The organism is Alexandriicola marinus (genome assembly GCF_004000435.1).
GTDB lineage: Bacteria > Pseudomonadota > Alphaproteobacteria > Rhodobacterales > Rhodobacteraceae > Alexandriicola > Alexandriicola marinus.
The window spans coordinates 48269-69080 of the sequence record NZ_RBVZ01000003.1; the positions used below are offsets into that span (position 1 = coordinate 48269).

General features: G+C 64.6%; 19 protein-coding genes. 13 read left to right on the forward strand and 6 right to left on the reverse strand.

Annotated features, from left to right (window positions below):
* The first annotated feature begins 58 nt into the window (after positions 1 to 58).
* Genes EP376_RS12850 through EP376_RS12890 form a run of 9 tightly spaced genes read left to right on the forward strand, consistent with a single transcriptional unit; the run spans position 59 to position 9570 of the window.
* A complete protein-coding gene (locus EP376_RS12850) occupies positions 59 to 1087 on the forward strand; it encodes an ABC transporter permease (RefSeq protein WP_127656012.1) in 1029 nt (342 codons plus the stop codon).
* Positions 1087 to 2001: an ABC transporter permease gene (locus tag EP376_RS12855; protein WP_203331008.1), complete on the forward strand. Its 915-nt coding sequence runs from the start codon at positions 1087 to 1089 to the stop codon at positions 1999 to 2001. The genes EP376_RS12850 and EP376_RS12855 overlap by 1 nt, the downstream gene beginning before the upstream one ends.
* Positions 1988 to 3808: a dipeptide ABC transporter ATP-binding protein gene (locus tag EP376_RS12860; protein ID WP_127656013.1), complete on the forward strand. Its 1821-nt coding sequence runs from the start codon at positions 1988 to 1990 to the stop codon at positions 3806 to 3808. The genes EP376_RS12855 and EP376_RS12860 overlap by 14 nt, the downstream gene beginning before the upstream one ends.
* Positions 3801 to 5402, forward strand: a complete 1602-nt coding sequence (locus EP376_RS12865; RefSeq protein ID WP_238928836.1) for an FAD-dependent oxidoreductase — start codon at positions 3801 to 3803, stop codon at positions 5400 to 5402. The genes EP376_RS12860 and EP376_RS12865 overlap by 8 nt, the downstream gene beginning before the upstream one ends.
* Complete coding sequence (locus EP376_RS12870; RefSeq protein WP_127656014.1) at positions 5399 to 5812, forward strand: hypothetical protein; 414 nt, start codon at positions 5399 to 5401, stop codon at positions 5810 to 5812. The genes EP376_RS12865 and EP376_RS12870 overlap by 4 nt, the downstream gene beginning before the upstream one ends.
* The gene (locus EP376_RS12875) at positions 5805 to 6563 is read left to right on the forward strand and encodes an SDR family NAD(P)-dependent oxidoreductase (protein ID WP_164744931.1); all 759 of its coding nucleotides are present in this window, start codon (positions 5805 to 5807) and stop codon (positions 6561 to 6563) included. Before EP376_RS12870 ends, EP376_RS12875 begins: the two co-directional genes overlap by 8 nt.
* Before the next feature lie 12 nt (positions 6564 to 6575).
* Positions 6576 to 8210: a GMC family oxidoreductase gene (locus tag EP376_RS12880; RefSeq protein ID WP_127656016.1), complete on the forward strand. Its 1635-nt coding sequence runs from the start codon at positions 6576 to 6578 to the stop codon at positions 8208 to 8210.
* Positions 8207 to 8992 (forward strand): enoyl-CoA hydratase/isomerase family protein, encoded by a 786-nt coding sequence (locus tag EP376_RS12885; protein WP_203331010.1) that lies wholly within the window; start codon positions 8207 to 8209, stop codon positions 8990 to 8992. Before EP376_RS12880 ends, EP376_RS12885 begins: the two co-directional genes overlap by 4 nt.
* Positions 8989 to 9570 carry a GAF domain-containing protein gene (locus tag EP376_RS12890; RefSeq protein WP_127656017.1) on the forward strand — a complete coding sequence of 194 codons (582 nt, stop codon included), beginning with the start codon at positions 8989 to 8991 and terminating at the stop codon, positions 9568 to 9570. The genes EP376_RS12885 and EP376_RS12890 overlap by 4 nt, the downstream gene beginning before the upstream one ends.
* A 265-nt stretch (positions 9571 to 9835) precedes the next feature.
* Here the strand turns inward: EP376_RS12890 and EP376_RS12895 are convergent, their stop codons facing one another.
* The 6 genes from EP376_RS12895 to EP376_RS12920 form a co-directional block, all read right to left on the reverse strand.
* Positions 9836 to 10603, reverse strand: a complete 768-nt coding sequence (locus EP376_RS12895; protein ID WP_127656241.1) for an ABC transporter permease — start codon at positions 10601 to 10603, stop codon at positions 9836 to 9838.
* A 76-nt stretch (positions 10604 to 10679) separates the two neighbouring features.
* The gene (locus EP376_RS12900) at positions 10680 to 11483 is read right to left on the reverse strand and encodes an ABC transporter ATP-binding protein (protein WP_127656018.1); all 804 of its coding nucleotides are present in this window, start codon (positions 11481 to 11483) and stop codon (positions 10680 to 10682) included.
* A gap of 57 nt (positions 11484 to 11540) precedes the next feature.
* A complete protein-coding gene (locus EP376_RS12905; RefSeq protein WP_420837131.1) occupies positions 11541 to 12542 on the reverse strand; it encodes an ABC transporter substrate-binding protein in 1002 nt (333 codons plus the stop codon).
* Between the two features lie 256 nt (positions 12543 to 12798).
* On the reverse strand, positions 12799 to 14223 hold the full coding sequence (locus EP376_RS12910) for an FGGY family carbohydrate kinase (protein ID WP_203331011.1): 1425 nt from the start codon (positions 14221 to 14223) through the stop codon (positions 12799 to 12801).
* Positions 14220 to 15440 (reverse strand): NAD(P)/FAD-dependent oxidoreductase, encoded by a 1221-nt coding sequence (locus tag EP376_RS12915; protein WP_240652463.1) that lies wholly within the window; start codon positions 15438 to 15440, stop codon positions 14220 to 14222. The genes EP376_RS12910 and EP376_RS12915 overlap by 4 nt, the downstream gene beginning before the upstream one ends.
* Positions 15433 to 16830 (reverse strand): NAD(P)/FAD-dependent oxidoreductase, encoded by a 1398-nt coding sequence (locus EP376_RS12920; RefSeq protein WP_127656020.1) that lies wholly within the window; start codon positions 16828 to 16830, stop codon positions 15433 to 15435. Before EP376_RS12920 ends, EP376_RS12915 begins: the two co-directional genes overlap by 8 nt.
* 155 nt (positions 16831 to 16985) lie before the next feature.
* Between EP376_RS12920 and EP376_RS12925 the strand changes: the two genes are divergently transcribed.
* From EP376_RS12925 to EP376_RS12940, 4 genes are all read left to right on the forward strand, one after another.
* Entirely contained in the window at positions 16986 to 17744 is a 759-nt protein-coding gene (locus EP376_RS12925; protein WP_127656021.1) for a DeoR/GlpR family DNA-binding transcription regulator, read from the forward strand.
* A 16-nt stretch (positions 17745 to 17760) separates the two neighbouring features.
* Positions 17761 to 18273 (forward strand): TRAP transporter small permease subunit, encoded by a 513-nt coding sequence (locus EP376_RS12930; protein WP_127656022.1) that lies wholly within the window; start codon positions 17761 to 17763, stop codon positions 18271 to 18273.
* On the forward strand, positions 18270 to 19604 hold the full coding sequence (locus EP376_RS12935) for a TRAP transporter large permease (RefSeq protein ID WP_127656023.1): 1335 nt from the start codon (positions 18270 to 18272) through the stop codon (positions 19602 to 19604). The genes EP376_RS12930 and EP376_RS12935 overlap by 4 nt, the downstream gene beginning before the upstream one ends.
* A 70-nt stretch (positions 19605 to 19674) precedes the next feature.
* Complete coding sequence (locus EP376_RS12940) at positions 19675 to 20769, forward strand: twin-arginine translocation signal domain-containing protein (protein ID WP_127656024.1); 1095 nt, start codon at positions 19675 to 19677, stop codon at positions 20767 to 20769.
* Positions 20770 to 20812 lie beyond the last annotated feature (43 nt).

Here is a 20812-nt window from a genome sequence, read left to right on the forward strand (position 1 = left end):
GCCTAGGGGCCTGACCGGCCATTGATCACGACCTGACCAACGACCGGAAAGGCCCCCGATGCTTCTGCGCTATATCACCCGACGGATGCTGATTGGCGTCGTCCAACTCTTCTGCCTGGTGATCGCGGTCTTCTTTCTGATCCGCCTCCTGCCAGCCGACCCCGTGTCCCGGCTGGTAGGCCTCAACTCAAGCGAAGAGGCCTATGCCCAGGCCGCGGCCCAGCTGGGCCTCGACAGGCCCCTGTTCGAACAGCTGGGGATTTACCTGGGCCTATATCCGGAGATCGCGCCGGGGCTTCTGCAAGGATCGCTGGGCGTGTCGTGGGCCACCGGCTCCACCGTCGGGTCCGAGATCGCGACCTTCCTTCCCGTGACGCTCCAGCTGATCACGCTTGCCTTCTTCCTCGCCTTCGCCGTGTCGATCCCGGTCGGGATGCTGGGTGCGCTCAATCCCGGCAAGGCGGCGGACAAGGGGGTCTTTGTCTACAGCCTGTTTGCCGGTTCGCAGCCGGAATTCTGGTGGGGCCTGCTGTTCGTCTATGTCTTCTACTTTCAGCTTGGCGTGGCGCCTGCGCCCCTTGGGCAATTGTCGCCGATGACCTTCCCGCCCGAGCCGGTGACCGGCTTCATGCTGATCGACACGCTCATCGCGGGGGAGCCCGCCAAATTCGTCGAGGCGCTGCATCACCTGATGATGCCGGTGATCACGCTGGCCTTCATTCTGTCCGGCCCGATCATCAAGATGGTGCGCCAGAACATGGTGCGCGCGCTGCAATCGGATTTCGTGCTGTATGCCAACCTCGTGGGTCTGCCGCGCAAAAGGGTCGCACGCTATGCGCTTCGCGCGGCAATGGGGCCGTCGATGACGCTGATCGGTATCCTCTACGGGTTCATGCTGTCGGGGGCGGTGCTGGTCGAGAGCGTCTTTTCGCTGGGGGGGATCGGGCAATACGCCATTCGGTCCGTGCTGGCATTCGACTACCCGGCGATCCAGGGTGTCGTTCTCGTCATCACCGCGATCAGCCTCGTGGTCTATCTTCTTCTTGATCTGATCCATGCCGCCATCGACCCGAGGATCGCCTACTGATGACCGAGTTCTCGCACGACGTCTTGCTGGATGAACCGGCCTATGTGCCACCTGCGCGCAAGGCCGACTGGCTGATGCGGATCGGCGTGACGATCGTCACGCTGGTCTGTTTTCTCGCGCTCTTCGGCCCGTATATCGGGCCCTATGATCCGACGCGGACCACGATCCGCATTGCCGAGCCGCCGCCCGGCCTGACCGAGATCCCCGGTCTCATGGCCGGGTGGATCGGCGGCACTCTCGATCATCCGCCGCATTGGATGGGAACGGATGCCAACGGCTATGACATCTTCAGCCGAGTCATCGCCGCACCGCGCACCGACCTCAAGATCGCACTTCTTGCGAACCTTCTGTCGCTAACGGTGGGTGTCTTCTTCGGCCTGGTCGCGGGCTATTGGCGCAACTGGGGGACAGAGCTTCTCGTCCGGGTTTCGGACGTGGTTCAATCCTTCCCGGTGTTCATCCTCGCGATGGTTCTGGTGGCGCTGGCCGGCCGGTCGGCGACCAACATCATCATCGCGCTCGCCTTCGTCTATACGCCGATCTACCTGCGACTGACGCGGGCCGAGGTGCTGAGCCAGACCTCGCGCGGCTTTGTCGAGGCGGCCCGCGCGATGGGCAATTCCGAGCTATCGATCGCGCTTCGGCATGTGCTGCCCAATTCGCTGACGCCCGCGCTGATTCAATCCTCCGTCACGATCGGCTTTGCGATCCTGTTGACGGCGGGCCTGTCGTTCGTGGGGGCGGGCGTGCGTCCGCCGACGCCGGAATGGGGGCTCATGATCTCCACCGGTGCGAACCAGATCGTGCTTGGCGAATGGTGGCCGTCGGTGTTCCCGGGGCTTGCAATCTCGTTGACCGTGTTCGGATTTGCCGTGCTCGGCAACGCGCTGGAGCGTCGCTATGAAAAAGGCTGAGCCGCTTCTGAAAGTGCGCGATCTGCGGGTTGGCTACGAAGTGCCGGGCGATCTGGTCGTGCCGGTCGAAGGGGTCAGCTTCGATCTCAACCCGCATGAGGTTGTGGGCCTCGTGGGCGATGCGGGGTCGGGGAAATCCACGACCGCATTGGCGCTGATGGGCCTCGCCCGTCCGCCGGGCAAGATCCTCGGCGGCACCGCGATGTTCGATGGCCGCGACCTGTTGAGCCTGCCCGACGACGAGATCCGCGCGATCCGCGGGCGTGACATCGGGATCATCGTCCAGAACCCGCGCGCGGCCCTTAATCCGATGCTCAGGGTCGGGCGGCAGATCGGCTATGCATACCGCGCCCACAATCGGGTCAGCGAGGCCGAAGCGCGCAAGCAGGCCGTGGAAATGCTGCGCCTCGTGGGCATCAACGATCCCGAACGCCGGGTCGAGGCCTATGCGCACGAGCTGTCGGGCGGCATGGCCCAGAGGGCGCTGATCGCGATGGCGCTGTCGTCAACGCCGAAGCTGCTGATCGCGGACGAGCCGACATCGGGGCTCGATGTCACCATCCAGGCGCAGTTTCTGGACGAGATGTGGAACACGGTGCAGAAGACCGGCTCCGCGATGCTGCTGGTCACACAGGAGCTTGGGGTGATCGCCAATTTCTGTGACAGGGTCCTTGTCCTGCACCAGGGCCGGATCGTCGAGGATGCGCCGGTGCGGCAGTTCTTTTCCGATCCTCAGCATCCCTACAGCCAGGAAGTGCTGCGGTTCTATCACGAACGTTCGGACGGGTTTCCGGAACAGGTCAGTGGGGGCGCCGGGTTCCTGCGCACCGAACAGCTGACCAAGCATTTTCCCTTGCGCAACTCCGACAAGGTCGTGCAGGCCGTCGACAAGGTGACGATCAGCGTCGCCAAGGGCGAGGCCGTTGGGCTGGTCGGCGAAAGCGGCTCGGGCAAGACGACCGTCGGTCGCTGCCTGATGCGGCTTGAACATCCGACGGCGGGGGCGGTTGTTCTGGATGGTCAGGACATCACGGCGCTGAATGCCGCCGAAATGCGCAAGATGCGCAGCCGGATGCAGATCGTCTTCCAGGACCCCTTCGACAGCGTGAACCCGCGCTGGACGGTGGCCGACATCCTTGATGAGCCGCTGCGTGTCCACGAGGGCGGCGACAAGGCCAAACGGCGCAGCCGTGCGATCGCCGCGCTTGAACAGGTGAATCTCGACCCGTCGCTCATGCAGGCCAAGCCTCGTGACCTCGGGGCTTCGACGCTGCAGCGGATCAACATCGCGCGCGCGCTGATCTGCAATCCCGAATTCGTGGTTCTCGATGAACCCACGAGTGTGCTTGCCCCGCGTGCCCGCAACAGCCTGATCGCCCTTCTGGCGCGGCTGCAGAAGGAACTGGGCATCAGCTATCTTTTCATCAGCCACGACCTGACGACGGTGCGGTATCTCTGCCAGAGGGTCGCCGTGATGTATCTCGGTCAGATCGTCGAGGAGGGCACGGTCGAGCAGGTCTTCAGCGCCCCGCAGCATCCCTATTCGCAGGCGCTTCTGTCGGCGCATCTGATGCCTGATCCGACCCGGCGCAGGGTCGACCATCCCGTGCCCGCGGCCCTCGACGGCGAGATCCCGTCTCCGATCGATGTGCCCAAGGGCTGCTATCTGGCGAGCCGGTGCCGCCACGTGACCGAAACGTGCCGCGCCAATCCGCAGGTCCTGAGCGAGTTGGGCGATGGCCGGACGGTCCGCTGCGAACGGGTCGTCAAAGGGGAGATCACACCGGAGGATTTCGCAGATGCCTGATGTCGTCATCGTCGGTGCCGGGGCCAGCGGCGGGGCCGCCGCCTGGAGGCTGGCGCGCGCCGGGCTCAGGGTGACCTGCCTCGAACAGGGCGATTGGGTCGATCCGGACGCGACCCCCTCGCTCCGCCCGGATTGGGAGATTGCGCGCCAGACGACCCATCATCCCAATCCCAACGTCCGCGCAGCGCCGCAGGATTATCCGGTCGATCAGACGGATGCGGCGATCAAGCCGTTTCTCTACAATGCCGTTGGCGGCTCAACGATCCTGTGGGGCGCGCATTTTCCCCGGTTCCGTCCCTCCGATTTCCGGACCCGGACGCTTGACGGCGTCGGGGACGACTGGCCCATCTGCTACGAGGACCTCGCGCCCTATTACGAGGAAAATGATCGCATGATGGGAGTGTCGGGCCTTGCCGGCGATCCCGGCAATCCACCGCGCGAGCCGCGCCAGATGCCGCCGGTGCCGCCCGGCAAGGCGGGCGTGCGGATGGCGAAGGCCTTTGACAGGCTGGGCTGGCACTGGTGGCCCGCGGACGTGGCGATCAACACCGCGCCCTACGGAGAGGGGCGCGGCGCGTGCAACAATTGCGGCCCCTGCGATCTGGGCTGCCCGCATGGCGCGCGGAGTGCGACCGATGTCAGCTATTGGCCGCAGGCGATCGCGGCCGGCGTCGAGCTGATCACCGGGGCGCGGGTCTTCGAGGTGGAAACCGATGCCGCCGGGCGCGCCACGGGCGTGGCGTGGTATGATCGCGCGGGACAGGTGCAGCGCACGAAGGCGGCCGTTGTGGCGCTGGCTTCGAACGGCGTTGGCACCGCCCGGCTGATGTTGCTGTCGACGTCGAAGCGGTTCCCGAACGGGCTGGCCAATGACACCGACCTTGTCGGCCGCCGGCTCATGCACCACCCGACTGGAATGGTGACGGGCCGGTTCGACGAGCCGATGGACGGCTGGGCCGGGCCTTTCGCAGTCTCGATCCTCAGCCAGGAATTCTATGAGACACGGCCCGAGCACGATTTCAGCCGGGGCTACCAGATGCAGCTGATCCGCTCGGACGGCCCGGTGGGGACAGCGGTCGGCGGCTATCTGCCCCGCGTGCCATGGGGGGCAGGGCATCATGCCCGGTTCCGCGACGTGTTCGGCCACACGGCAAGCCTGACCGTCACGACCGAAGACCTCCCCCGGCCCGAGAACCGCGTCACCCTGTCGGACAGCCTGACAGACAGCGACGGCATACCGGCGCCCAAGATGACCTACAGCCTCGATGACAACACGCGCGCGATGATCGCCCACGGGATCGCCCGCGCGACAGAGGCCTTCACCGAGGCGGGCGCTGCCGACATCACCGCGCAATCGCTAGTGGCCGACGCCGGGTTTCACCTTCTGGGGACGGCCTGCATGGGGGCCGATGCCGGCAGCAGCGTGACAAATGCCAAGAGCCGGGCGCATGCTGTCCCTAACCTCGTGATCCTCGATGGCTCCGTCTTCACGACGGCAGCGGCCCTGAACCCCACCTCCACCATTCAGGCGCTGGCGCTCAGGGCTGCGGATGCGCTGATCCGCGACCGTGCCGAACTTGAGGTGGCGTCATGAGCGCGCTGCTGGATACCCTGATCCCCGGCGACGCCGATTTCCCTTCCGCCGGATCGCTTGATCTTCATGAGGCACTTCTGGCGCATGACCGCTTTGGCGCGCCCTATGCGGCGGTGTCTGGCCTTTTGCCCGAGGGGTTTGCCGACCTTCCGGCAGAGGCCCGTGCGCGCCATGTCGCCGAGATCGAAGCCCGGGAGCCCGACCTGTTCAACGGGCTGATCGTCGGCGTCTACAGCCTCTATTATACGCACGCGGATGTCTCTGCCGTCATCGAGCGGCTGACCGGTCACACCGCCCGTCCGCCGCAACCCGATGGCCATCCGCTCGAACCGTTCGACCCGCGACTGGTCGAGATCCCTGCCCGGCGCGCGGGCCTTTACCGTCCAACACCGGAGCATGACGATGCCTGATCCGAACCGCCACGCCGGCAAATCCGTCCTTGTCACAGGCTCCGCCAGCGGGATCGGCCTTGGGATCGTCGAACGGTTTCTGGCCGAAGGGGCGCGCGTCACCGGGTTCGACCTGAACGAGACCAAGGCCAAGGGCGTGATGTCGATCCGGGGCGACGCCACCGACGAGGCACAGGTCCAGCAGGCCGTCGACAGGGTTGTGGCAGAGCAGGGTGGCCTTGACGTGATGGTCTGCAATGCAGGCGTCATCGCGGTCGAACCGGTGGTCGAGATGGACTATGCCAATTGGCGCCGGGTCATGGATATCAATGTCAATTCGGTGTTTCTGGGCTCGCGTGCGGCGGCGCGTGCGATGATCGCACAGGGGCGCGGCGGCGTGATCGTGAATGCCTCGAGCGGGGCGGGGCGGCGGGGCGTGCCCAACCTGTCGCATTACTGCGCGTCGAAGGCGGCGATCCTGATGCTGACCCAGTCTTTGGCCATCGAACTGGCGCCGCATCGGATCCGGGCCAATTGCTATGTGCCGGGCCACATCGAGACGCCGTTCTGGGGCGGCATCGCCGAGGGCTTTGCGAAGGTCACGGGCCAGACCCCGGAAGAGGTCGTCGAGGGATTTCGCAAGACCGTGCCCTGGGGCCGGTTCGGCACGCCGGATGACGTGGCGGCCTCGGTGTCGTGGCTTGCCACGCCGGACGCGGAATATGTCAGCGGGCAGGCCATCGCGATGAATGGCGCGGAGTTCCCGTTCTAGGAGGTCAGGGCCATGGACAGCTTCGACTATATCATCGTCGGTGCAGGATCGGCTGGCTGTGTGCTGGCCAACCGTCTGTCCGAGGATCGAAGCAAGAGAGTACTTCTTGTCGAGGCAGGCGGCAGCGACCGCAACCCGATCTTTCGCATCCCCCTGCTGGCCGGGGTGGCCTATTGGCACAAGCCCGCGAACTGGAACTATGTCACCACACCACAAGATCATCTGGACGGGCGGAAGATCAAATGGCCCCGCGGCAAGGTTCTGGGTGGTTCGTCCACGATCAACGGCATGATGTATATGCGCGGCAACGCCGCCGATTATGATCGCTGGGCGCAGTCCGGGCTGACGGGCTGGAGCTATGATGACGTGCTCCCGTATTTCCGTCGCTCGGAATGCAATCCCGAGCGATCAGGCGATCCATTCCACGGTCAGGACGGGCCCCTGATGGTCCGTAAGGCGCGGGGCGAAAACCCGCTTTATGCCGATTTCCTTGCCGCCGGTCACGAAGAGGGCGCCCGCGCGAACGACGACTTCAACGGGGCCGATCAGGAGGGCCTTGGCCTATACGATTTCAACACCCGCGAGGGGCGCCGGGAAAGCAGCGCCACGGCCTTTCTGCGGCCCGCCATGACGCGCGACAACCTGACGATCTATACCCGGACCAAGGTGCGCCGCATCATGTTGTCCGAAGGGCGGGCCACGGGCCTTGTCCTGCGGCGCGAGGGCCGGACGGTCGAGGTCGCGGCCCGGCACGAGGTGATCCTGTCGGGCGGGGCGATCAACTCGCCGCAACTCCTGATGCTGTCCGGGATCGGTCCGGGGGCAGAATTGGCCCGCCACGGGATCGAGGTCATCCATGACCTGCCCGAGGTGGGGCGCAATCTTCAGGACCATCTTGGCGTTTATCTGACCTATGGCTGCAAGGACCCGGTCACGCTCTATTCGCTGTTTCGGCCCGATCGCGCAGCGCTTGCGTTTGCGCAAGCCTTCCTGTTCGGGACGGGTCCTGCCAGTGCCGTGCCGCTCGAGGCGGGTGGCTTCCTCAAAACCCGGCCCGATCTCGAGATCCCCGACATCCACATCACCTTTGTTCCGGGCCTGAGCCTCGAGACGACCCGGGCCGGGCAGGGACGGCATGGATACCTTATCAACTTCTACCAGCTGCGCCCCGAAAGCCGGGGGACGATCACGCTGGCCTCGTCCGATCCGGGCAAGGCTCCGCTGATGGATCCGAACTACCTCTCGGCCGAGGCAGACAGGCAATGCATGCGCGATGGCGTGCGGCTTGCCCGGCGTATCGGAGAGCGCGGCCCGCTGGCTGCGCGGAAATCGAAGGATCTGTCTCCGACCGAGGCCGACCTTGCCTCTGACGACGCCATCGATGCCTGGGTTCGGGCCGGCGCGAACACCATCTTTCATCCGGTGGGCACCTGCCGGATGGGGGCCGATGCCGGATCGGTCGTGGATGCAGAGCTGAAGGTGCGCGGCATCCAGGGGCTTCGGGTCGTGGATGCTTCTGTCATGCCCACGATCATCGGGGGCAATACCAGCGCGCCCACGATGATGATCGCGGAGAAAGCCGCCGACATGATCCTCGGGCGGCCACCGCTCCCACGGGTCGAGATTGCCCAAGGGGGAAGGCCATGACGATGACCTTTGCAAACGGCGATCTGCGGCTGAAGCCGGGTCCGATCGCGCAACTGACCCTCGAGCGTCCTGACAAGCGCAATGCCATGACGGCGGCGATGTGGGAGGCGATCCCCGGGATTTGCGACACGCTGATCGCGGATGAGACACGGGTCCTGATCGTGACGGGCGAGGGCGCGCAGGCCTTTTGTGCCGGTGCCGATATTGGCGAATTCGAAACCGTCTATGGCACGGCCGAACGCACCGCAGAGTATAACCGCAAGGTCCGTGATGCGCAGGCCCGGCTGCGGGATATGCCCTGTCCGACCATCGCGGAAATCCGCGGTGCCTGCTATGGTGGGGGCTGTGGGCTGGCGCTCGCCTGCGACTTTCGGGTGGCGCAGCCCGGTGCCAGCTTTGCGATCACGCCCGCGCGGCTGGGCCTTGCCTACAGCCCCGCCGACACCTGGCAACTGATCGAGAAGGTGGGAATGCCGCGCGCGCGCGATCTGCTTCTGACGGGCCGGGCGATCGATGCGGACGAGGCGCTGCGCATCGGTCTGATCGACCGGCTGGAGGACAGCGCCGCAGAGGCGGCGAGCGGCCTTGCGGCCCACCTGACGACCCTCGCGCCAAAGGCGCTTGCCGCGATCAAGGCGATCTGCAACGGCCTGAGCACACCCGACGGGCGCGCGGATCTTCAGGACGTGTTCGAGGCGACATTCTCGGGTGCCGAGTTCAGGGAAGGCTACCGTGCCTTTCTGGAAAAGCGCCGCCCCGATTTCGGGGGCTCAAACCAATGAAAATCACACTTCTCGAACAGGCCGCAGCCGCGGGGGCCGCGGCCCCGGGTCCGGAACAGGCTTTGCGCGCCTTGCTGACGCCGCTACATCAGGGTCTTGGGCGGCGCGACGGCACGTTCGACCTGCCGGAGGGGGTGTCCCAGTTCTTCGTCGCTGGGGCGTTCATGGTCACGCCCGATCAGGACTGGCATATGCTGACGGCCAGCCTTGATTTTCCGCCCGAACAGGAACGGCTGATGATCCCTATCGGCGCAGGCCATCCCGGCCGCGTGCGTGACAGTGGCACGCCCTTGCATCTGCTCGATACCGAGGCTGAACCGGGCGCATTCAAGCAATACCTGAAGACCGCGCGCATGGGATCGGCGATCTATGCGCCGATGATCTGGCAGGGGCGCTTTCTTGGGCAGATCGTGATGGCGGGACGGGCGCGAAAGACGCTGGAACAGGCCGATTTCGAAGTCATGCGCGCCGCGGCTCCGATCGCGGCCGCGCTCTGGATGGCGCATTCCGGCGATGACTGGCTCGCCGGGATCTACCCGCCCGAGAACGGGTTCCGGGTCGATCCGATGGGGATGTAGCGGCAGACCCGGCCAGCCTTGATGCCGGAAGAGCCTGCGCCCCAACCAGAAGGTCTTTCGGGCTCAGTCGTGGTTTCGGTCCGCTGTCGAATTGAGCGGAGCAGTCTCGATCAAGTGTGCCGGCCATCTGGTGACTTGAGGGGGACCGACAATGACGGCCGCTGGAAATACGTGATCGACAGCCCGGACGGCGCGGCGCTTCTTCCGGGATAGACCTGCGGCATCTTCTCCGTTGGGACTGCAAGAGGTCGAGAACGTTCCGGTCCTATTGGGTCGGGGTGCGTTCCGCCCAGCCGGCAAAGATCTTCTCGAGGGCGACCACCACGTAATAAAGCAGGATCCCCAGCACGGCGAGCGCGATGAGAACGGCAAACATCAGCGGATAGTCGGAATTCGTCTTGCCGGAATCGAACAGCGCACCAAGACCACGGCCATGCGGGCTGACGATCTCCATGAGGTTGGTGCCGATGAAGGCGAGCGTCACCGCGACCTTCAGCGCGCCAAAGAATTCGGGCAGGGTCTTGGGCAAGGCGATCTTCCAGAAGATCGTGGTCTGCGAGGCCCCGAGCGAGCGCAGGATATCGCGGTATTCGGGCTCCAGCGTCGACAGGCCGATCGACACCGAAACCGCGATCGGGAAGAACGAGATCATGAAGGCGATCAGCACCGTGTTGAAATCGTGCGCGCCCACGAAGAGCAGGGCCACGATCGGAACCAGTGTCGCCTTGGGGATCGCGTTGAAGCCGACAAGCAGCGGATAAAGTGCGTCGCGCGTGGTGCGGGAGAAGCCCATGGCCATTCCGATCAGAACACCGACGACGACCGCCAGAACAAGCCCGACGACCGTGCGCCACAGCGTCTGCCAGCCCATGATCAGGAACAGGTTCCAGTATTGCGAATAGGCGGCGGGCAGGTCGGACGGCGAGGCCATGACGTAATCGGGCCAGCTGTTGGCCCAGACGATGAATTCCCAGAAGACAAGGAACAGGATCACCGCACCGATCGGCGCCAGAACCGCACGACTTGTCAGCATGCGCAGAAGGCCGCCGCCGCGGGGAACGCGGTTCGTATCGGGAAGCGGTTCGGGAACATAGGCCATCGTGTTGCTCCTACTCGGCAGCAGATGTTTCTTCGGCCGGGGCCCGGCCCTGCGCGACCTCGATCTGGTGGCGCAGGATCGCCAGCATCTCGGACGCTTCGGACGTGTAGAGATGCTCAAGGTCCCGGGGGCCGGTATTGGGCACGGGAAGGACGTATTGCGTTCGGGCGGGGCGGCCCGACAGGACGATCACCTGATTGGCCAGAAAGATCGCCTCGCGCAGATCGTGGGTGATCAGGACGCCGGTAAACGGCTCTTTCTCTTTCACGAGGTGCATCGTCTGCCACAGGTCTTCGCGGGTGAAGGCATCGAGCGCGCCGAACGGTTCATCGAGGATCAGAACCTCGGGCTGGTGCACAAGGGCACGACACAGCGAGGCGCGCTGGCGCATGCCGCCTGATAACTCGGAGGGCCTCTTGTCTTCAAAGCCTTCCAGACCAACCAGCGAGAGAAGGTATCGGGCCCTGTCTTCCTGCTGGCTGCGGGTCAGCTTTGTCGGCACGATTTCAAGCGGAAGCATGACGTTCTTGAGGATCGAGCGCCATTCCAGAAGCACCGGGTTCTGGAATGCCATGCCAACCGTCGACCGGGGCGAAGTCACGCGCGAGCCGTGCAACCAGACTTCACCGGTGTCGGGCTTCATCAATCCCGCGACAAGTTTCGTCAGCGTCGATTTTCCGCAGCCCGAGGGGCCGACCACGGCGGCAAAACCGCCCTCTTCGACGGATAATTCCAATCCGTCCAGAACGGGCAAAGGGCCCTGGCCTGTCGGGTAGGCGTGGCGCACGCCCTTGATCTCGATGAGTTTTTCCATGACCGGCCCGGTCCCCTATTGTTGCGGGCCCGTGTAACCGGGCCCGCACAGGTTGGATTACTGGAGCGAGAAGCCGCCCTCGGGCAGATATGCGTCGGTAAAGTATTTCGACATATCAGGCACCGTTTCGAACTCGTAGGTCAGGGCGATCTGCTCGATGGAATTTGCCATACGGTCAAGATCGATCCCGCCCATGCCATTGGCCAGGGTGTAGTCGGTCACGACGTTGTCATTGATGGACAGCTGCAAGCGACGCTCTTCGAGCGCGGCATCCGCTGCCGGGTTACGTTCGATCAGGCTTTCGATTGCGCCGCTCGGGTCGGCGATCGCATCGGTCCAGCCTTTCGCGATCGCGACGAGGAAGCCTTCGATCAACTCGGGATTCTCGGCGGCAAAGTTGGTATTCACGATGATCGCGTTGCCATAAAGATCGACGCCGTAATCCGCCATCAGGATGGTCGAGATGTCGGCCTCGTCGACACCCAGCCGCACGAGGTTGAGGTAGGAGCTGAACGAAAAGCCGGTGATCGCGGCCACGTTGCCTTCGGCAAGCATCGGTTCGCGCGTCGGGAAGCCGACGGGTTCCACGGTGATCGCATCGACATCGAGATCGTTCTCGACGGCGAAGATCGGGAACTGGGCCCAGGCGCCGTCCGGCGGCGGCGCGCCAAGCACCCGACCTTCAAGATCGGCGGGCACTTCGACACCCAGGGATTTGCGCCCGATAATGGCGAAGGGCGGCTTGTCATAGACCATCATGACCGCGATCACCGGGGCATCCGGGTTCTGATCGAGGAACTTGATCAGGCTGTTGATATCGGCAAAACCAACCGGAAACGCACCAGTCGCCACTTTCGGGATCGCGTCGAGCGAACCGGAGCCGGCAGAGATTTCGACCTCGAGCCCGGCATCGGCGAAGTGCCCGTTGTCGATGGCGACGAAATAGGGCGCGGCGGGGCCTTCGAATTTCCAGTCGAGCGCGAAGGGCATCTGTTCCTGGGCCTGAGCGGCGGCCCCCAGAACAAGTGCGCTTGCCATCAAGATAGAGCGATGAATCACGGGTGTTCTCCCTGTTCGAGTGTTTCTGGTCCGGTTATGGGCTTGTCGCTCGCGGGCTGTGAGGCCGGGACTTATGTTTTGTTCCGTTGCTTGTAACATGTGTGCAGGTATTAGGCGCAAGCGAGGATTTTGCTCAAAAGATAAGCGGTCGGGTGGTGAATGTGATCCCGGATCGGCAGGAAACGCGGGCGTGGCTGCGCCGGATTCCCGATCGTGCGCTTTGCCTGGCGCCGGCCGAACCTTGGGTCTCGCGGGATTACCCCACGTCCACAGGCGCCTTGCCGAACTCCTGAACAAGACCCCGCGCAAGGGCGAAAGTCTCGTTCCAATGCGCGGGCTGCGGGCGCGGCGAAATGATCTTGCCGGCCCGTTTCCTCTCGAAGGTCTGCCCGGCGCCCAGTGCCGCAAGCTCGGCAGTGCCGAGGGCCGTCAACTCGGGTTCGTCTGAAATCACGACCTCTCGCCCCAGCGTGTCGGCAAGAAATTGGCAGAACCAAGGGTTGCGCGTCATGCCGCCATCGATCGAGATGGGTTGGGTCAGGGGCGTATGCGCCTCGAACGAGGCGATCACCTCGGCAGCGCGGAACGCGACCCCCTCGATCACCGCCTGAACGAGGTCGGTCTTTCCGGTATCCAGACCCAAGCCCAGCCACGCACCTCTGGCACGCCTGTCCCAATGGGGGCAGGCCAGACCGGCAAGCGACGGCACGAAGACCAGTCCGCGTGATATGGCCGGCGGCGCGCTGAACTCCACGATCTCGTCAAATTCGCCAAAAAGACCGAGGTCCCGCGCCCAGTTGAGGGCGGCCGCCGCAGCATAGACCCCGCCTTCAAGAGCGTAGGTCGGGCCCTTGCCCCCGATCTCCCACGCGATCGTCGGCAATGGTCCACGCCCCGGTTCGGGCACCTTGGCCCCGCCGACGGCAAGGACGAATGCGCCGGTTCCAAAGGTAATTTTCGCATCGCCCTCGGTGGCGCAGCCATGGCCGCGCAATGCGGCCTGCTGATCGACGACCGAGGCGGTCAGTGGCAGCGAGCCGATCTGTCCCAGATCACCTGTCGTTGGGGTGATCTGCGGCAAGCATTCTACCGGAACGCCGAACAGCGCGCAGAGGTCGGGATCCCATTGGCATGTGCCCAGATTCATCAGCGATGTGCGCGACGCGGTTGTCGGATCGGTCTCGCATCGCCCGGTCAGCCGCTGCCGGAAAAACGCATCCGTGGTCCCAAGGCGCAGGCGGCCCGCGCGCGCAAGTGCGGCGGCCTCGGGCAATTCACGCATGATCCATCCCAGCTTCGACGCCGAGAAATAGGGATCGAGCGGCAGGCCTGCCCGCGCAAGGGTCAGCGCCTCGGCGCCCTCGGACCTGAGCCGGTCCGTCTCGGCCATCGTCCGTTCATCCTGCCACACGATGACCGGTGAGACGGGCTGGCCGGTTTCGGCGTCCCAGGCGAGGCAGCTTTCCCCCTGGTTATCCAGACCGACGGCTGCGACTGCGCCTGCGGCATCGATGCAGGCGCGGATATTGCCCATCAGTTCCTCTGGGTCATGTTCGACCCAGCCCGGGCGCGGATAGATCTGGCGATGTTCGATCGACCTGACGATCCGGACCGTGCCATCGGGCGCCACGGTGACGGCCCGTGTGCTGGTCGTTCCTTGATCGATGGCAAGAATGGTCATGACGATGGCTCCAGCGACACAGAGGGATCAGAGCCGGGGGAAGGCAGGGGCAGGAGCAGGCGTCTTTCGGGCAGGGCCAAGAGCGCGCGGCCCGCGGTTTCCTGCCCGCCCGCGTGCAGAGACAGGCGGCCCCTCGCTGCCGAGCAAGCACGCAATTGAAGGACATCCAGCGCGGGCGCGGCGCCTCCGGCGATCCGCTGCGGGAGGACATAGGCAAGGTGTTCGCCTGTCTGGCCGATGCGCTGCGAGGCCGGTGGCGGAAGCCCCCCCGACAAGGCGCGCGCCATCGCCCCCGCGACCGCGCGTCCCTCGGCCCAGCACCAGCCCGCGGTTTCCACCCCGCGCAGCAGGTTGCCGGCGGCAAAGACCTGCGGGTCGGAGGTTCGGCCGAATTCGTCGACCTCCGGTCCGCCGGTCGCAGGGTCATAAGTCAGGCCGCCCAGCCGGACCAGCGACGCCTCGGGCCGAAACCGCCCTGTGACGATCACACCATCCGCGGCCAGCCGCCGTTCCCCGCCGGGCGTGCGCAGGACAACCTCCTCAACGGTCTCGCGGCCTTCGATCGACACCAGCCCTGTCCGGTAAAGGAGCGGGATGCCGAGGAGGCGGGGCAGAAGGCTCGCGGGCCAGCGTGCCGTCGTCCGGTGCCCGGGTTCGATCATGGCGACGGGGCGGATGCCGGCGTGTCTGCAGGTAAGGATTGCGGAAAAGGCGACGAGTTCCGTCCCGAGGATCACGGGCCGCCGAAATGGCCGCATCCCGGCACCGTAGACGAGGCCCTGAAGCGCACCCGTTGTCAGAACGCCACCGGGCTTCGTCCCCCCGAGAAGCTGCCCGGCCCGAGTTGTCTCACGGATTCCGGTGGCCAGCATGACGACTTTGGCAGAAATCTCGGACAGTCCCGCGTCGGAACTGATCTCAAGACACGGGCCCTTTTTCAGCGCGATGACGGTGACGCCGGTTGCGATCCGAACACCGGCACGGCGCGCCTGTGAGACAAGGGAACGGGCATAGGCGGGTCCCAGCATCGGGCGTTTGAATTCCCGCAGGCCGTAGGGCGAGTGGCCGCAATGGCGCGGCACACCGCCCGGTTCGCTCTCCCGCTCGAGGACAACCACCCGGTCGATGCCCAGCCGGCGCAACTCCGTCGCGGCGGCGAGACCCGCCGGGCCTGCGCCGACGATTGCCACATCTACCTGATGGGGCAGGTCAGGCACGCTCTGCCATGGGCGTGTCGAACGCCCCCTCCGTCATGGTCGCGAGCGGGCCTGAGCAATGAAATCCCTGGCAGCGGCCCATGGTCACCCGGGTGCGCCGTTTCAGTCCGGCGAGGCTTTGGGCGGGCAGGGGCCCGGAGAGCGCCCTTTCGATCTCGCGCCGCGTCACCTGTTCGCAATGGCAGACGATGCCGCCATTGCCGGCACTTTCGCAATCGCGCGGCGCGGCGGTCGAGATGTTGGGCACGCGGGGCCAGTGGATCCGCGACGGGGCAGACCAGCCATGGCCCGCCTCCCTTGCCATGCGGACCACATGCGCCGCGATGCCGAGGGCGCCGCTCAGGCCGGTCGACCGGATGCCGCCTACCGTGACATAGCGCCCCTCGTCGTGCAGCCGGATCTGATAGTCCTTGAATTCGGTCGCGGGGCGCAGCCCGGCATAGACGGCGGTGATGTCATGATCGCGAAGGGCGGGCAGGATCTCTTCACCGCGGATGCGCAGCGCGTCGAGCGTGTCGTGATCGAGGCCCGCGCGGTCGCGGTCTTCCTGATCCTCGGCGGTCGGGCCGACCAGCAGGTTGCCCCATGCCGTCCGGCACAGGACCACGCCCTTCGTGATGGCGGTCGGCACCGGCAGAAGGATATGTCCGGCCAGCGCCGCGGCAGGTTTGTCATAGACGATGAACTGTCCCTTGCGCGGCGTGACGTTGAAATCGCGCCTGCCCAGCAGCGCCTCGTCAACCAGATCGCCCCGCAGCCCGGCGGCATTGATGACCAGACGCCCCGAGATCGCGCCCCGCGTCGTGTCGAGCGCCCAGACATCGCCCTGCCGGGTGCCGCCCCGCACCTCGCAGCGGCGGATGACCTGCCCGCCGTGTTCCATCGCCTGCAGCAGATAGGCCAAGGGCGCGGACCATGCATCGATCAGGAACTCTCCGGGCACCCGGAAACTCGCCTTCAGCGCAGGTGACAAATGGGGCTCTGCCGCGAGCGTTTCCTCTCGGGTCAGGGCTTCGACATCCGTCACGCCGTTCTCGCGGGCTTGCGCCATCAGGTCGGGCAATTTGTCGTCCTGTTCGGCCGTCCAGGCGATGACCATCGCACCCGACCGGATGACCGGCAGGCCAAGCCTGTCGTGAATGTCGAGGTAGTCGCGATAGCCTTCGGCAATGCACGCCGCCTCGAGCGATCCGGGCGGTGCGTCGAACCCCGTGTGGAGGATTGCGCTGTTGCCCTTGGACGCCCCGTCGAGGATATCCGCGGCTCGCTCCAGCAGGACCACGCTTGCCCCCTCAAGCGCAAAGCGTCGCGCAAGCGCGCAGCCCACAACTCCGCCGCCAATGACAACCACGTCAAAGACATCATCGGGGGCGGAGGTGTGGTCTTTCATGGAGCGAGGGTCTCCCGAAACTCCCCTCAGCAAATCGCACGAAAAGCCCGTTTCGTCAATTTTGACCCTCGAATTTTCCGAAACAGTAACACATTGGGTCAGAAATTGTTGACACGGTCATTTCACTTGGGGTCTCGTGTCCGTCGGGAGCGCGCATGAAACCAAGAAACCGACAGGCAATCATCCTCGAGATCGTGGCGACCGACGGCGAAGCCTCGGTCGATGCGCTTGCCGCCCGGTTCGATGTTTCGGCCGAGACGATTCGGCGTGACCTGCGCGATCTGGCAAGCACCGGTGCGCTCTACAAGGTGCAGGGTGGCGCCCGTCGCATCCGGCTGTCGACCGAAGGCAGCTTTGAAGAACGGCGTTTCGAACAGGCTGAGGCCAAGGCCGCCATCGCCCGGACCCTGAGCGACATGATCGAGCCGGGCGAGAAGATCTTTCTCGATACCGGGACGACCACGCTCGCCTGTGCGGAGGAGCTGGCCCAGATCGACGGGTTGACGGTGGTGACCAATTCTTTCCGGATCGCCAACCGGATGGGGTCGGGTCCCGGAAAGACGCGGATCCACGCGATCGGTGGCGCCTGGGCGGCGGACAATGCCGAAACCGTGGGGCCGATGGCCATCGGGCAGATCGCGGCGTTTCAGGCCGACCGTGCCATCGTCGGCGTGGCCGCGCTCGATGCCGAGGCGGGCGCCATGGATGCCGATTTCGACGAGGCACAGGTTGCCCAAGCGATGATCGGTCATGCCAACCAGGTGATAATTCTTGCACATTCCGAGAAATTCGATCGTCGTGCGGCCTTCAGGGTTTGTCGACTTGCCGATATCGATGTGCTTGTCTGTGACAAACAGCCGGACGGAGACTTGGCCCGCGCGCTCGAGCGGGCGGGTGTCGAGGTTCGGTGCTAGAAGGCGATTGGGGGCAATGCCGGAAATAATCAAGACATATGTCCGGTGGGTCGACCGCGTGTCCGACTATGTCGGCATCGTCGCCATGTACCTGATTTTCCTGATGATCGGCATCCTGCTGATGGACGCGATCACTCGCAATGTCGTCGACATCCCCGTGCATTGGGCCATCGAGGCGGCGCAGTTCACGCTGGCCGCCTATTACTTCATGGGTGGCGCGATGACTCTCAAGAACAACGATCATGTCCGGATGGACCTGTTCTATGACAACCTCTCCGAGAGGGGGAAGGCGCGGATGGACCTGATCACGATGGTCTGCCTGCTGTTCTATCTCTCGGTCCTGCTGTTCGGGTCGGTGTCGTCGCTGAGCTACGCGATCGAAACGGGCGAGCGCCGGTTTTCGATGTGGAACCCGTCGATGATCCCGATCAAATCGCTGATGGTGGCCTGCATCGTGCTGATGCTGCTGCAAACGTTCTCGCTGATCATCAAGCATGTGGCGACGCTCCGTGGGGAGCGCATTGCATGACCGACGAATACACCGCGCTTTTGATGTTCGCCTCGATGATGGTCCTGCTGGCAACGGGTCAGCGGGTCTTTGCGGCGATCGGGTTCGTGGCGTCGGGCATGGTGCTGATGCTCTATGGCACGGGCGGGATCGAATTGCCGTTCAGCCAGGCGTTCAAGCTGTTCAACTGGTTCCCGATGCTGACCCTGCCCCTGTTCATCTACATGGGCTATATCCTGAGCGAGAGCGGCATCGCCGAAGACCTCTACCGCATGCTGCACGTCTGGTTCGGGCGCATGGCAGGCGGGCTTGCCATCGGAACGATCCTGCTCATGGTCATCATCTCGGCGATGAACGGGCTTTCTGTGGCCGGCATGGCGATCGGCGCCACGATCGCGCTGCCCGAGATGCTGCGGCGGGGGTATGACAAGATCCTCATCACCGGAGTGGTGCAGGGCGGGTCATCGCTGGGGATCCTCGTGCCGCCATCCGTCGTGCTGGTGCTTTACGGCATGATCGCGCGCGAGCCGGTCAGCCAGCTGTGGCTTGCCGGCGTCTTTCCGGGCCTTCTGATGGCCACGTTCTTCGGCATCTACATCTGGCTGCGCTGCAAGTTTCAACCGCACCTCGCCCCGACCCTGTCCGAAGAAGACCTCGCCATGCCGCTGCGCGACAAGCTGCGGCTCTTGCGGTTCGGGATCCTTCCGTTCCTGATTTTCTTCACGATGACGGGCCTCTTCGTCATGGGGATCACCAGCCTTGTCGAAAGCTCGGCCGTGGGGGCCACGGGCGCCACGCTGGCCGCGATCGCCAAGGGGCGGATGTCTTTCCGTCTTTTGCACGAGACGGCGCGCAAGACGCTGGGCATCTCGTGCATGTTCCTCTGGCTGATCCTCGCTGCGTTGGCCTTTGGTGCGGTTTTCGACGGGCTGGGGGCCGCCCGCGCGATCGAGAGCCTGTTCATCTCGGATTGGGAATTGTCGCCCTGGCAGGTGATCGTGATGATGCAGATCAGCTTCATCGTGATGGGCATGTTCCTTGACGATACCGCCATGCTCGTGATCGTCGCGCCGCTTTACGTGCCGCTTGTCAAACTTCTTGACCTGGGCTTCGACAATCAGCTGATCTGGTTCGGTATCCTCTACACGATGACCTGCCAGATCGCCTATATTACGCCGCCCTTCGGCTATAACCTGTTCCTGATGCGGTCGCTGGCGCCGCCCGAGATCAAGCTGATGGATATCTATAGGTCCATCTGGCCTTTCGTTCTGATGATGGGCGCAACCATCGCGCTGGTGATGATCTTTCCGCAGCTTGCCCTTTGGCTGCCCGAGACCTTGAATGTGAGGTAACCGATCGAAGCATTCTGAGACCGAAGGCCCGCCAAGAGGCCCCATATCCACCTGCAGAGGAGTGACGGACATGTCCGATCCAAAATCCAAATCACCATCCCCTTCGGAAAAGATTCTCGCGTCGCGTCGCGACTTCATGAAAAAGGCCGGCTTCGGCGGCGCCGCGGCGGCCACGGGCATGCTCGCGGCACCGGCCGCGATCAAGGCACAGGCGCCGATCCGCTGGCGGCTTCAGACCTATTCGGGCGCACCGCTGGGCGCGCATGTCATCAAGCCGCAGGTCGATGCGTTCAACGCCGCGGCCAATGGCGAGATGGAGATCGAACTGTACTACGCCGACCAGCTTGTTCCCACGGCCGAACTGTTCCGCGCCATGCAGAACGGCACGCTTGACGCGGTCCAGTCGGACGAGGCGACGATGGCCTCGCCCGTCGATATCTCGGTCTTCGGGGGCTACTTCCCGTTCGCCACGCGCTACAGCCTCGATGTGGCGTCGATGTTTACCTACTGGGGTCTCGGCGAAATCTGGAACGAGGCCTATTCCGAGGTCGACAACGTGACCTGGCTGTCTTCGGGCGCCTGGGATCCGCTGCACGTCTTCACCGTCGACAAGCCGATCCGGTCTCTTGAAGACATGCGCGGCCTGCGCGTCTTTGGCGTGCCGACGGCAGGGCGGTTCCTGTCGCGCTATGGCCTGATCCCGGTCACCGTTCCGTGGGATGACGTCGAGGTCGCCATGCGCACGGGCGAACTGGATGGCGTGGCCTGGTGCGGCTTTACCGAAGCTTACGAGGTGGGCTGGGCCGATGTCTGCAACTACGCTCTGACGAACTCCGTCACCGGCGCCTGGTTCGGCTCCTACTTCGCCAATACCGAAAGCTGGAACGCGGTGCCGCCGCATCTGCAGCAGCTCTATCGCTCCACGATCGACCAGTCGCACTACTACCGCGCGGTCTGGTATTGGGGCGGCGAGGCGCTTCTGCGGACGACGGGCGAAAAGATGGAGCTGACCTCCATCCCGGCCGAGGAATGGAACACCGTCGTGTCCGACGCCTCCGAGTTCTGGGACGAGATCGCATCCTCTTCGGAACGGGCCGGGCGCGTGGTCGATATCTTCAAGCGCTATGCCGCCGCACAGGAAGCGGCGGGATATCCCTACCGCTGATCTTTCACGAAACAGGAAAGGGGCACCGGCTGGTCCGGTGCCC